This is a genomic window from Bradyrhizobium sp. CB1717 (assembly GCF_029714325.1).
Taxonomy (GTDB): domain Bacteria; phylum Pseudomonadota; class Alphaproteobacteria; order Rhizobiales; family Xanthobacteraceae; genus Bradyrhizobium.
On the sequence record NZ_CP121666.1, the window covers coordinates 2,610,836 to 2,623,835 of the forward strand.

Annotated in this window: 12 protein-coding genes; 9 read left to right on the plus strand and 3 right to left on the minus strand. The window is 65.4% G+C overall.

Annotation, left to right across the window (positions count from 1 at the left end; genetic code table 11):
- The 8 genes from QA649_RS12345 to QA649_RS12380 all read left to right on the plus strand — a co-directional run bounded on the left by QA649_RS12345 (nucleotide 1) and on the right by QA649_RS12380 (nucleotide 7,612).
- Entirely contained in the window at nucleotides 1–1,083 is a 1,083-nt protein-coding gene (locus tag QA649_RS12345) for a Gfo/Idh/MocA family oxidoreductase (RefSeq protein ID WP_283024418.1), read from the plus strand.
- A gap of 99 nt (nucleotides 1,084–1,182) precedes the next feature.
- Nucleotides 1,183–1,851 (plus strand): amino acid ABC transporter permease, encoded by a 669-nt coding sequence (locus QA649_RS12350; RefSeq protein WP_283024419.1) that lies wholly within the window; start codon nucleotides 1,183–1,185, stop codon nucleotides 1,849–1,851.
- A gap of 7 nt (nucleotides 1,852–1,858) precedes the next feature.
- On the plus strand, nucleotides 1,859–2,500 hold the full coding sequence (locus tag QA649_RS12355; RefSeq protein ID WP_283024420.1) for an amino acid ABC transporter permease: 642 nt from the start codon (nucleotides 1,859–1,861) through the stop codon (nucleotides 2,498–2,500).
- A 42-nt stretch (nucleotides 2,501–2,542) separates the two neighbouring features.
- Complete coding sequence (locus QA649_RS12360) at nucleotides 2,543–3,385, plus strand: transporter substrate-binding domain-containing protein (RefSeq protein WP_283024421.1); 843 nt, start codon at nucleotides 2,543–2,545, stop codon at nucleotides 3,383–3,385.
- 16 nt (nucleotides 3,386–3,401) lie between these two features.
- Nucleotides 3,402–4,172 carry an amino acid ABC transporter ATP-binding protein gene (locus tag QA649_RS12365; RefSeq protein WP_283024422.1) on the plus strand — a complete coding sequence of 257 codons (771 nt, stop codon included), beginning with the start codon at nucleotides 3,402–3,404 and terminating at the stop codon, nucleotides 4,170–4,172.
- 199 nt (nucleotides 4,173–4,371) lie between these two features.
- On the plus strand, nucleotides 4,372–5,397 hold the full coding sequence (locus QA649_RS12370) for a HoxN/HupN/NixA family nickel/cobalt transporter (RefSeq protein ID WP_283024423.1): 1,026 nt from the start codon (nucleotides 4,372–4,374) through the stop codon (nucleotides 5,395–5,397).
- Nucleotides 5,398–5,592: 195 nt separating this feature from the next.
- Nucleotides 5,593–5,955, plus strand: coding sequence for a copper resistance CopC family protein (locus QA649_RS12375; RefSeq protein ID WP_026311739.1), 363 nt, complete (start codon nucleotides 5,593–5,595; stop codon nucleotides 5,953–5,955).
- 1 nt (nucleotide 5,956) lies between these two features.
- A complete protein-coding gene (locus QA649_RS12380; protein ID WP_283024424.1) occupies nucleotides 5,957–7,612 on the plus strand; it encodes a CopD family protein in 1,656 nt (551 codons plus the stop codon).
- Between the two features lie 5 nt (nucleotides 7,613–7,617).
- Here the strand turns inward: QA649_RS12380 and QA649_RS12385 are convergent, their stop codons facing one another.
- Entirely contained in the window at nucleotides 7,618–8,505 is an 888-nt protein-coding gene (locus QA649_RS12385; RefSeq protein ID WP_283024425.1) for a hypothetical protein, read from the minus strand.
- Between the two features lie 166 nt (nucleotides 8,506–8,671).
- Between QA649_RS12385 and QA649_RS12390 the strand changes: the two genes are divergently transcribed.
- Complete coding sequence (locus tag QA649_RS12390) at nucleotides 8,672–9,859, plus strand: CoA transferase (protein ID WP_283024426.1); 1,188 nt, start codon at nucleotides 8,672–8,674, stop codon at nucleotides 9,857–9,859.
- A 203-nt stretch (nucleotides 9,860–10,062) separates the two neighbouring features.
- On the opposite strand, the gene QA649_RS12395 is transcribed toward QA649_RS12390, so the two are convergent.
- Together QA649_RS12395 and QA649_RS12400 are read right to left on the minus strand one after the other, a co-directional pair.
- Nucleotides 10,063–11,586: a malonyl-CoA synthase gene (locus tag QA649_RS12395; protein ID WP_283024427.1), complete on the minus strand. Its 1,524-nt coding sequence runs from the start codon at nucleotides 11,584–11,586 to the stop codon at nucleotides 10,063–10,065.
- Nucleotides 11,583–12,992: a malonyl-CoA decarboxylase gene (locus QA649_RS12400; protein ID WP_283024428.1), complete on the minus strand. Its 1,410-nt coding sequence runs from the start codon at nucleotides 12,990–12,992 to the stop codon at nucleotides 11,583–11,585. The genes QA649_RS12395 and QA649_RS12400 overlap by 4 nt, the downstream gene beginning before the upstream one ends.
- Nucleotides 12,993–13,000: the final 8 nt, after the last annotated feature.

A 13,000-nucleotide genomic window follows, 5' to 3' on the forward strand; every position in this document is an offset into this window, starting at 1 on the left:
ATGAAGAACATCACCATCGGCGTCATCGGCGCGGGACTGATCGGGCGGAAGCATCTCGCCAAGCTGGCCGAACGATCCGACTACGACCTCGTCGGCATCGCGGACGTGAACGCCGATCGGGCCGCCGCCGATCATCCCGGGACTCCCGTCTTTGCCGACTACCGGAAACTGCTCGACGAGGCGCAGCCCGATGCCGTGATCATCGCCTCGCCCAACCAGCTTCATGCCGAACAGGGTATCGCTTGCGCCCGGCGCGGGATTCACATCCTGATCGAGAAGCCGGTCACCGATACGCGCGAGACTGCGGCAAGCCTGATCACCGAAGTGCGCAAGGCGGGCATCCAGTCGCTGGTCGGGCATCACCGCCGCCACCACCAGCAGGTCAAGACGCTCAGAGCGGTGCTCGGACAACGGCGGATCGGCGATGTCGTCGGGGTGTCGGCAATCTGGGCCACGCACAAGCCGGCTGCCTATTTCGAGGTGGCTCCATGGCGCTCGCAGGCCGGCGGCGGGCCGATCCTGATCAACCTCATCCACGAGATCGATTTCCTGCGCTTCACCGTCGGCGAGATCGTCGCGGTGGAGGCGGTTGCGTCGAACCGCCAGCGCGGCTTTGCGGTAGAGGATACCGCCGCGGCGCTGATCGAGTTCGACAGCGGCGCGCTCGGCACCTTCTTCATCAGCGACAGCGCCGTCTCGCCCTGGACGTCCGAGCAGGGGCTCGGCGAAGCTCCCGAATTTCCGTTCAGCGGCGAGAGCAGCTACCGCTTCCTCGGTCGCCGCGGATCGATCGAATTTCCCGCACTCGTGCAATGGTCGCAAGCCGGTGACGCACAGAGCTGGAACGAGCCGATCCAGGCGCAGCGTATTCACGCCTCTTCGCTCGATCCCTATGTCGCCCAGCTCGATCATTTTCGCGACGTCATCCGCGGCAAGGCGCAGTCACTGCAGCCGGTCGAGGACGGCGCACGAAGCCTGATCGCGACCCTGGCCGTCGCCGAAGCGGCCTCAGGCGGACGACGCGTCGAACTGCGCGACCGCTACGAAACGCTCGCAAGCCCGGCCAAGCAAGGGGTTTCCTGAGCGCGGACAATTCGCCGCCGCCCGGCGGACCAGAATGGGCAGAGCCACGGCGCAACTGCAACGACGCCGGCAAGAGGGCCGCCCGGAGGGAGGAACAAGGTGAACTACACGTTCGATTTTGGCCCCGTGCTGGACGGACTGCCGGATCTGCTGTGGGGCTGCGTCGGGACACTTCAGCTCGCGCTGTCCGGCATGGCGCTGGCCCTCGCGATCGGAATCGGCGGCGTCGCGCTGCGTCAGTCCCGCATCCCCGCGCTGCGCTGGTTCGTCATCGCCTTCGTCGAGGCGATCCGCAACACGCCGTTTCTCGGGCAGATCTATTTCGTCTTCTTCGCCTTGCCGCTGGTCGGCATTCGGCTCGATCCGACACTGACCGCGATCATCGCGCTCGGCGTCAATGGCGGGGCCTATGCGATCGAAATCATCCGCGGCGGCGTGCAGTCGATCAGCAAGGGACAGGTGGAAGCCGGTCTCGCGCTCAGCCTCAGTCGGGCGCAGGTGTTCCGGCTGATCGTGCTGAAGCCGGCGCTGCGCGCGGTCTATCCGTCGCTGACCAGCCAGTTCATCATGCTGACACTGACGACGAGCATCGCGTCCGCGATCTCGGCCTATGAGCTCACCTCGGTCGGGCAGACGATCGAGACCAACACCTTTCGCAGCTTCGAGGTCTATGGCGTCGTCACGCTGCTCTATCTCGCGATGTCATGGATGCTGATGCGGATGTTCGCGCTGATCGATGCGCGCTGCTTCAGCTACCCCGTGAAGTGAGGGCGCCATGGACCGGAATCAGTTCCTGTTCCTGATCAACGGCCTCAAATGGACGCTTGCGCTGTCCGCGATCGGCTTTGTGGTCGGCTCAGTCGCCGGCCTCGGCGTGGCGCTGGCGCGCACGTCGGGCCACCGCGTGCTGGAGCGCTGCACGGCCGCCTACATCGCCCTGTTCCAGGGCACGCCGCTCCTGATGCAATTGTTCGTCGTCTACTACGGACTGGCGCTTGCCGGCCTGAAGCTGGATGCCTGGGTCTCGGTCTCGATCGGCTTCACGCTGCATTCCGGCGCTTTCCTCGGCGAGATATGGCGCGGCGCGATCGAAGCGGTGCCGAAGGGGCAGGTCGAGGCCGCGAAGGCGTTGAGCCTCAACTACATCTCGCTGATGAGGGACGTCGTCCTGCCGCAGGCGATCCGCATCTCGCTGCCTGCGACGATCGGGTTTCTGGTCCAGCTGATCAAGGGAACGTCGCTGGCGGCGATCATCGGCTTTACCGAATTGATGCGGGCGGGGACCATCGTTTCCAACCAGAACTTCAAGCCGCTACTCGTCCTCGGCTTGGTGTGCGCCCTCTACTTCGCGATCTGCTGGCCGCTGTCGCTCTATGGCGCACGGCTCGAGCGCCGGATGGCCGTCGCCGCGCGATGACGAGGCACAAGACATGACAGGACGAGACCAGAGGAGGGAATGATGACCAACAGCAAGACCGGGGCAATCGATCGGCGTCGCGTGCTGGCGCTCGGCGCCGCGACCATCGCCGCGCCATTCGTGCTGGCGCGCGCCGCTTACGCCGTGACGCCGTCGGAGATCAAGGCGAGAGGCAAGGTCCTGATCGGCATCCAGGGCGACAATCCGCCCTGGGGATTCGTCGATGCGACGGGAAAGCAGGATGGATACGATGCGGAGATTTCGGCGCTGTTCGCCAGGGAGCTCGGCGTCCCGGCCGAGTTCACGCAACTGGCGGTGGCCAATCGTATCCCGGCCCTGACTTCGGGGCGCGTCGATATCCTGTTCGCGACCATGGCCATGCTGCCCGAGCGGGCCAAGGCCGTACAGTTCTCAAAACCCTACGGCGCGAACATCATCACCTTCATCGCGCCGAAGGATGTGGAGATCAAATCTCCCGCGGACATGGGAAAATACGTCATCGGCGTTGCGCGCGGCAGCGTGCAGGACAGCGACGTAACGAAAGCCGCCCCATCGGGCACCACCATCCGCCGCTTCGACGGCGACGCGCCGACCATGCAGGCGCTGCTGTCCGGTCAGGTCCAGGCCGTCGGTGGCAACATCTTCTACGTTCCGCGCCTCGATGAATCGAAACCCGGCTATTACGAGAACAAGCTGGAATTCACCAAGCTCTACAACGGCGCCTGCACCCGGCTCGGAGAGAAGGAGATCAACGCCTTCGTCAACGACTTCATCGGAAAGATCAGGGCCAATGGCGAGCTGGCGAAGATCTATCAGAAATGGATGAACAATCCGCTTCCGGCATTCCCCGACACCATTCCCGGCATTCCCTTTGACGTCAGCTAGGCAGGGAGAGAACGTCATGTCGGACCAAGGCGCGATGCAGTCCGCTTCCGAGCCGATGATCGCCATGCGCGGCGTCTGCAAATGGTACGGCACCTATCAGGTGTTGACCGATATCAGCCTGACGGTCCGCCCGGGCGAGAAGATCGTCTTGTGCGGGCCGTCCGGTTCGGGCAAGTCCACGCTCATTCGCTGCATCAACGCGCTGGAAGCCTATCAGCGCGGCGAAGTCGTCGTCGGCGGCACGCGGCTGAACGATGCCGCCGGCGCGATCGACGCCGTGCGCCGCGAGGTCGGCATGGTGTTTCAGCAGTTCAACCTGTTTCCGCACATGACCGTGCTGGAAAACTGCATGCTGGCGCCGATGCGCTCGCGGGGGGTGCCGCGGGCGAGAGCCGAAGAGACTGCGCGCCGTCTGCTCGAGCGGGTCAAAATAGCGAACCAGGCCGAAAAATATCCGGCCCAGTTGTCGGGCGGCCAGCAACAACGCGTCGCGATTGCGCGGGCGCTCTGCATGGAGCCCAAGGTCATGCTGTTCGACGAGCCGACCTCCGCCCTCGACCCAGAAATGGTCAAGGAGGTCCTCGACACCATGATCGCGCTCGCGACCGATGGCATGACCATGATCTGCGTCACCCATGAAATGGGATTCGCGCGCCAGGTCGCAGATCGCGTGATCTTCATGGCCGAAGGCAGGATCGTCGAGGAAGCCGCGCCGGAGAGTTTCTTCAAGAATCCTCGGCACGATCGCACCAGGAAGTTTCTGGGAGAAATCCTGGCGGCGCATTGAGACCGAGTGGCGGGATGTACCCGACGATGTGTCGGGCTACGACACCGGCTGTTTCGCCGCTGGCAGCCGGTTTCCACTAGATGCGCGTTCCCGGGCGATCGGCCGCGCTGCAGCAACATGGCCCGGCTCTTGCCGGCCAGTATGATGGATATGTATAAACATCATACTAGGAGGCGGCGTGGTTCGGTCAGGTGGTGTCTTGAGGCAGGCGTTCGAGCCTGGCGCGCTGTTCGGCGGGCTGATCGCCGCCAACATCGCCGCATGGGCTTTCGCCTTCGCAGCGTTCGGCGACCGGCCGACAGTGATGGCGACCGCGCTGCTCGCCTGGGTGTTCGGCCTGCGCCATGCCGTCGATGCCGACCACATCGCCGCGATCGACAATGCCGTGCGCAAGCTGATGCAGGCGGGCGATACGCCGCGCAGTGCCGGTCTCTATTTCGCGCTCGGCCATTCCACCGTCGTCCTGGTTGCGACCATGCTGCTCGCGCTCGGCGTCGTGAGCCTCGGCGGCGACAGCCTGCTCAAGGAGATCGGCTCCCTGATCGGCACCTCCGTGTCGGCGCTGTTCCTGCTGGTGATCGCGGCAATCAATCTCGCCATCTTCGCCGGGCTGTGGCGGATCCTGCGCGAGGTGCGCGAGCAGGGCATTCACGATGCTGTGAAGCTCGAGGCGCTGCTCGCGTCGCGCGGCTTCCTGGCGCGGCTGCTCGCCCCGATGTTCCGCCTCGTCACAAAGCCCTGGCACATGTATCCGCTCGGCCTGTTGTTCGGGCTCGGCTTCGACACCGCAACCGAGATCGGCCTGGTCGGCATCTCCGCCAGCGAAGCCGCGCGCAGCGTCTCGCTCGCGCATGTGCTGGTGTTCCCCGCGCTGTTCGCCGCCGGCATGGCGCTGGTCGACACCGCCGATTCCGCGCTGATGGTGAGCGCCTATCGCTGGGCCTTCGTCGATCCCTATCGCAAGCTCTGGTACAACCTCACGATCACCGGCGCCTCCGTCGCGGTCGCGCTGCTGGTCGGCGGCATCGAGGCGCTGGGTCTGATCGCGGACCGGCTCGGCCTGTCGGGTGGACCGTGGTCGCTGGTCGAGGCCCTCAACGATTCGCTCGCCAATGTCGGCTTTGCCGTGATCACGTTGTTCGTGATCGCATGGCTGATCTCGGTCGTGCTCTATCGCCGCATGGCTCCGAGCGGCCGGCGGCGCATGGTCGATCTGACGAGTTGAGCAGGGACGCCGCGCCGGGCTGATCGCACCTCAGTGTGTCGCAACGGCAACAATCGGCGACTTTCCGCGATACTCGATCAGATCAAAATTCCGCGCGCCCTTGCGAACAACCAACTCGCGCCAACATAGCGTCCGGTAAAGATCACGCGCCAGGGGGCGGGTGAAACAGACGGCTGTCGACAGCGAGTGAGCATCATGCGCGCGTTCTTCCGAATCGCGTTCGTTCTATCCGCCCTGTGGTTTCTTGCTCATCCGAACGCATCCCAGGCCCACGCCATCATCGTCTCATCCTCGCCGGCCGCCGGCGCGACCGTATCCGGCGACACCGTCGCGATCCGCCTGCACTTCAACAGCCGGATCGATCGCGCGCGCTCCAAATTGACGCTGCTGGCGCCAGACGGTGCGGCGCGCGCCCTGACGCCGGCTTCCGACGCGCCCGCGGACGAGCTCAATGCCGATGCGACGCGGCTGCCGGCAGGGGCGTGGCACCTGCGCTGGCAGGTGCTCAGCGTCGACGGCCACATCACCCGCGGCGACATCCCGTTCACCGTCCACTGACGTGTACCTGCTCCTCGACATTTTCGGCTATCTGTCGGTGGTCCTGCGGGGCCTGATCCTGATCGCCCAGTCGTTCACGCTTGGCGGGCTTGCCTTTCAGTTGTTGCTGTGGGGGCCGCTGCAGCCGAGGCTCTCCGTCTATGGCCTCACGATCGAGGAGCGATGCCGCGCGTTCCTGCGGTTCAGCGCCTTCGCATTGGCGCTCCTCACCGTCGCCTCGCTGGCGCTCAATGCGGCCGCGCTGGTCGGGACGCTCCAGGTGCCCTGGAGCGAGGCGGTCAGTGCCGATTTCGGCCGCGCGGATATCGTCATCGCGGCCTGTGCATTGGGCATCGCAATCCTGGCCAACGGTCCCGCGCACCGGCTGCGGTCGGCCGCGCTTCTTGCCCTGTCGGTGCTGGCGCTGGCGATGCAGACCCGGCTCACGCATGCAGCCAGCCGGCCGGACGTGCGCTGGCCGCTGCTGCTGTCCGACGCAGGCCACATGGCGGGGGCGGCGGTCTGGATCGGCGGTCTGCCCTATTTCCTGATCGCGCTGAACGGCTGCAAGGACGCCGGCGACTGGCGCCTCATCGCGCGCCGCTATTCGTTGATGTCGATGGCCGCGGTCGCCGCGATCGTCTGTGGCGGCCTGGTCATGGCGGCGAACTATATCGGCTCGGTCGCCGCGATCTACGGCACCGCCTATGGCGTCATGACGCTGGCCAAGCTCGGCCTGCTCCTGATGCTGCTGATGCTCGGCGCGGGCAATTACTTCCTGGTCGAGCGGCTGCGCCGCGACCCCACGACGCCGATCCTCCGCCTGAAGCGTTTCGCCGAGGTCGAGATCGGCATCGGCCTCACCGTGCTGCTTGCTGCGGCGTCCCTGACTTCATTGCCGCCGGGCGTCGATCTCCCGCGCGATCGCCTCGCCTGGCATGAGATCGTCGAGCGCGCGACGCCGCAATGGCCGCCGCGCCTGACCAGCCCGGATTACGACAAGCTCACCGTCGCGCAGCTGCAGGCCAAGATCACGCTTGCGGACGCCGGGCGCGCCAACGCACAGGCGGCCTACGTTCCCGGCGAGGGCACGATCCTGCCGCGCAATGCCGAGGACATCGCCTGGTCCGAGTACAACCATCACTGGGCCGGCGTCTTCGTGGTGCTGATCGGGCTGCTGGCGCTGGTCGAGCATTTCCGCTGGGGCCGCTGGGCGCGGCACTGGCCGCTGCTGTTTCTGGCAATGGCCGCCTTCCTGTTCTTCCGCGCCGACGAGCAGGCCTGGCCACTTGGTCCTGCCGGCTTCTTCGAGTCGCTGCGCGATCCCGAAGTGGCGCAGCATCGCATCTTCGTGCTGCTGATCGCCGTGTTCGGCCTGTTCGAATGGCGCGTGCGTTTACGCGGCAGCAAGGCCGGGCCGGCAGCCCTGGTGTTTCCCCTCACCACGGCGCTTGGCGGCGCCCTGCTGCTCACACATTCCCATGCCATCGCCAACATCAAGGACCAGCTGCTCATCGAGATGAGCCACACCCCGCTCGCGCTCTGCGGTGTCGCAGCCGGCTGGGCGCGCTGGCTCGAGCTGCGGCTCGACGGACGGGTCAGCCGTGCGGCGGCCTGGATCTGGCCGGTCGCCTTCATCCTGGTCGGGCTGATCCTGCTGGACTACCGCGAAGCCTGAACGCGCTATCCGTCGTACTGATCCGGCCCCATCGCCCACGACGTCTGATCGTGGCCGTACGCATAATTGCGGTTGTTGACCACAGGATTGCGATTGACCATCGGCCGCATGAACATCGGGTGGGTGGCGCTCCGCACCTCGTGCTCGACCGTGAACAGCGGCTTGCCGCTGTTGAGATCGACGATGTCGCAGAACCGGTATTGATATTGATTGTCCTCGCGCGAGATCAAATTGCGTGCGAGCAGCTTGCGGTACGGGCCCGAGAAGTCGGTGATGTACATCTGCACATGATGCCCGTCATAGTCGCCCTGGGGCCGGTCGGTCTCGCGGAACAGCAGGTGCTGGTCGCGGCCCGTCTGTACCGCCGCAACGGCGCCGTCGCCATTGCGCAAACTAGCGGGCATGCCCATGACCTCCGGATAGAAGGCGCAGATCGCCGGCGTCGTTCCGATCGGCACGTCGAACTCGACATAGGGAATGCCGAGCGTGATGCGGCCGAAGCGCGCCGCGTCCGGTTCATAAACGCGCATGCGGTTGCCCCACGGGCACACGGCCTCGACATGGTCGTTGTGCTCCGTGAAGGCGAAGGCCGTGCCTTCGAGCTTCTTCGCGACCGATGCCAGTCGCGCCAGCAGCGCCTCGCGCCCCTCGATGACGAGGCCGGTATGGCCGCGCAGCACCTGCGGCCTGCCGCTCGGAAGGTGGAACTGGCTCCGTCCGGCGTTGATCCACATGTTGGTGTCGGACACCATCAGATAGGGATCGCGGGTGAGCCCAAGTCCCGTGACGTAGAATAATGTCGCCAGGCGCTGATCCGGGACCTGGATGTTGACGTGCTCGAAATGAATCGCGTTGCCGAGATCTTCTGCGGATCGATCGAATTGTTGCGGCATGGCTGTGCGCTCTGGGTGAGGGGAAGGACAAGCCATACTAGAGCACAATTTCCGCCAGCCGAAACAGCTCGGCGATCACATCTTGAGGGCGGCATCACGCCTTTCGCCACCTTGCCGCGGCAACCAGTCCCTGTAATCTGGGCAAAAGACATCAAGGAAAGGACCTATGGGAGGAGTTCTGGAAGGCGTGCGCGTCCTCGATTTCGGGCGCTATATCGCGGGGCCGTATTGCGCGACCCTGCTGGCCGAATTCGGCGCCGAGGTTATTCGCGTGGAGAAGCGCGACGGCAGCGAGGACCGCTTCGTCGCGCCGGTCGGTGAGGGCGGCGAAGGGGCGCTGTTCCTCCAGATCAACCGCAACAAGAAGTGCATCACGCTCGATCCGATGAAGGTGGAGGGGCAGGAGGTGATGCGCCGCCTGATCGCGACCGCCGACGTGGTGGTCGCCAATCTGCCGCCGCAGACCCTGCGTGCGATGAAGCTCGATTACGACTCGCTTCGCGCGATCAAGCCCGACATCATCCTCACCACGGCAACGGCGTTCGGCGGGCCGGGACCGTGGTCCGATCGCGTCGGCTTCGACGGTGTCGGCCAGGTCATGTCGGGCTCGGTGTACATGACCGGCGCCGGCGATCCGCCCTACCGGGCCGCGGTGAACTGGGTCGATTTCGGTACCGCGTTGCATTGCGCCTTCGGGACGCTCGCCGCGCTGATCGAGCGCGGCAAGTCCGGCCGCGGGCAGATCGTCGAGGGCGCGCTGCTCGCAACCGCGCTGTCCTTCACCAATGCCACGCTGATCGAGCAGGCCGTGATCAACGTCAATCGCGTGCCGACCGGAAACCTTGGCCAGACCGCAGCGCCCGCCGACATCTACCGCACCAAGGACGGCTGGGTGCTGTGCCAGGTCACGGGACATCCGCTGTTCAAGCGCTGGGCCAAGCTGATGGGCGAGGAAGACAAATGGCTGAACGATCCGCGCTTTGCCGACGACATCAGCCGCGGCAACAACGGCGCCGTCATCAGCGAACGGATGGCGCGCTGGTGCGCCGAACGCACCACGCAGGAGGCCGTCGACACCTTGGGCAAGGCGATGATCCCGACCGGACCCGTGTTGAGCCCGCAACAGGCGCTCGATCATCCGCACATCCGCGCCGCCGGTTTCATCCAGGAGGTCGACTATCCCGGCTTGCCGAAACCCGCGCCGGTGATGCGTGCCGCCGTGCGGCTGTCGGAGACGCCGGGAGAGATTGCGGCGCGTCCACCTACGCTCGGTGAGCATACCGATCGCGTCCTCGCCGAGCTCGGCTATGACACGGCTGCAATCGCGGCGCTTCGGCAGAGCGGCATCATCTAGCAGATGCGGCTGGACTGGACCGCCGGCTGAAACGTTCAGGCGGCGGTCCAGTGCGATCTAGATGAACTTGGGGAAGTTCTAAGGCCGCGAGACAACGCTAACCCGTCCTGCGCAAACGCATCAAGTTTCGTAGTGTTGCTCCGGCGACAGATTCGTTGCCGCAGCCCGGAAATGGCCACACTTGCAGCAGCAGCGTGCCGCTTCTAGCCGGCCTTGGTCGTGTAAATCGTGGCGAAACGCTCGCGCAGCAGATTCTTCTGTACCTTGCCCATCGTGTTGCGCGGCAATGTGTCCACGAAGATGACGCGCTTGGGCTGCTTGAACTTGGCGAGACGTCCCGACAGCGCGTCGAGAATGACGCGCTCGTCCACCGACGAATTGGGCGAGCGGACCACGGCGGCGGTGACGCCTTCGCCGAAGTCGGCGTGCGGCACGCCGACGACGGCGCTTTCGGACACCCCGGGAATGGCGTCGATCTCGGTCTCGATCTCCTTCGGATAGACGTTGAACCCGCCGGTGATGATGAGATCCTTGCCGCGGCCGACGATATGGAGATAGCCCTGCGCGTCGAGCTTGCCGAGGTCGCCAGTGATGAAGAAGCCGTCAGCGCGGAATTCAGTGGCGGTCTTGTCCGGCATGTTCCAGTAGCCGGCGAACACATTCGGCCCCTTCACCTCGATCATGCCGACGTCGCCAACGGGGAGGATTGTGCCGGTCTCGGGATCGGTGACGCGAACCTCGACGGCGGGAAGCGGCCGGCCGACCGAGCCGGCAATGCGAGCCCCCTCGTAGGGATTGGACGCAATCATGCCGGTCTCGGTCATGCCGTAGCGTTCCAGAATCGCATGCCCGGTCCGCTCCTTCCAGGCCCGGTGTGTCTCGGCCAGCAGCGGCGCCGAGCCGGCGACGAACAGCCTCATGTTGGCGGTGGCTCGCTCGTCCAGGTTCGCACTCTCGAGCAGGCGGACATAGAAGGTCGGCACGCCCATCAGAACGGTGCTGCGCGCCATCGTTGCCAGAATGCGTTCGGCGTCGAACTTCTGCATGAACAGGATGCGCGCGCGTGCGGCGAAGGAGACGTTGCAGGCCACGAAGAGCCCGTGAACGTGATAGATCGGCAGGGCATGGATCAGCACGTCCTTGCTCGCATAGCGCCACTCCTGGACGAGCGTCAGGGCGTTCGAAGAAAGATTGCCGTGCGTCAGCATGGCTCCCTTCGAGCGGCCGGTCGTGCCCGACGTGTAGAGGATGGCTGCGAGATCGTCATTCGTCCTGGCGACGGTGTCGAATCCCGCCGGGAAGTCTGCCGCGGCATCGGCGAGCGAGCCCTTGCCGCGGTGATCGAGCGTCTCGACCCGGCCGCCTGCCTTGGCGGCGATGGCGCGCAAATCAGCTTCTTCCCGGGGATCGCATACGATCAATGTCGGCTGCGCGTCGCGGATGAAATACTCGGTCTCAGTCGGCGTATAGGCGGTGTTGAGCGGCAGATAGACGGCGCCGGCGCGCAGCGTCGCAAGATACAGCGCGACGGCCTCGACGGATTTCTCGACCTTGGCTGCGACGCGGTGATTCGGGCCGATGCCGATCTTGGCGAGGAAATTCGCGCACCTGCCGCTCAGCGCAGCAAGGTCGGCATAGCTCAAGGTCGTGCCGTCGTCCTTCTCGATGCAGATGGACTGGTCGGACTCCGCGCCGGCAAGCAGGCGATCATACAGGTTCGAGGTCATGACGAGATCTTCCGTTGCGAGTTGGTGTGAGGACTGGGAACAAGGTCGCGCGATGACAATTTCGCGCGAAGCGCCTTCTTCACCTTGTCGGACGCCACGACGGTGCCGTGTTCGGCAAACGCTTCATGGTTCGCCTCGATGTGCTCGAGCGCGTAGAGATAGTTCACCATCAGCCCGTACGACTGCTTCATGCCCTTGGCCGAGCTGTCGCCGAGGAAATTCAGCCGTTCCAGGCGCGCGCCGTTGCCGAGATGGAAGCGGGCGACCGGATCGGCTGGCTTGCCCGACGGCAGCTTCGCCTTCAGGAAGTAATAGGCGGCGAGCGCGGTGATCGGCTCTTTCGCCTGCGCAATGTCGCCGCCGTCGTCGAGCGCAGCCATCGCCCGCCTTGTATCCTCGTCGATCGCGGCGGAGGCCTCGGTCTTGAGCTCGCGCCTCGCCCAGCCGGCAAAGCCGGGCACCGGCGACAGGGTGACGAAGGTCTTCAGGTTCGGCAGCTCGCGGGCGAGATCCTGCACCACCTGCTTGATCAGGAAATTGCCGAAGGAGACGCCGGCAAGGCCCTTTTGCGTGTTCGAGATCGAGTAGAACACGGCGGTCGTCGCCTCGCGCGCGGCGATCGCCTGGCGCGACTTGTCCAGCAGCGGTCCGATCGCGCCGGGAATCTCCTTCGTGAGCGCGACCTCGACGAAGATCAGCGGCTCGTCGACCAGCTGCGGATGAAAGAACGCGTAGCAGCGGCGGTCCGGCGGCTCGAGCCGGTTGCGCAAATCGTCCCAGTCCTGGATCGCGTGGACGGCCTCATACCTGATGATCTTCTCCAGGATGTTCGCCGAGGTGGTCCAGTCGATCGGCCGCAGCACCAGAAAACCCCGGTTGAACCAGGACGAGAACAGGTGGACGAAATCGTCGTCGACGGCCTGGAGCTCGGGATGCCCGCGCAGCAGCGAGAGCAGCACCTCGCGCATCCGCACCAGCGAGGCCGTTCCGCCGGGAGCGAGGTTGAGGCGCCGGATCAGCTCCTGCCGGCGCGGCTCCGCGGCGGCATGGAGTGCCTCGAGCCTGGCGCCGTCGCCACCCTCCTTGCGCTGGTAGGCGGCGATCGCGAGCTCGATCGCGCGACGGTCCGGCCCGAACCGGTCGGCGAGGGAGGAGAGGAATTTGAGCCGCTGCGGCTCGGCCGCCCGCTCGAAGGCCGCAAGCAGCGATTGCGCGATCGCAACGCCGGAGGCCTCGCCGCGCCGCGACAGCAGTGCCTCGCCGAGAAGCTCGAGGTCGCGATCCTCGCTCCCGTCCCGTTCCGCCTTCATGCCCAGGACCGCGCGGCCGCGTTGCGTCAACGTGTCGATCAGCCCTTGCAGGAACTCGGGCGCGGCGATGCGTCCGGATCGGATGTCGTTCAGCATGGTTCGTG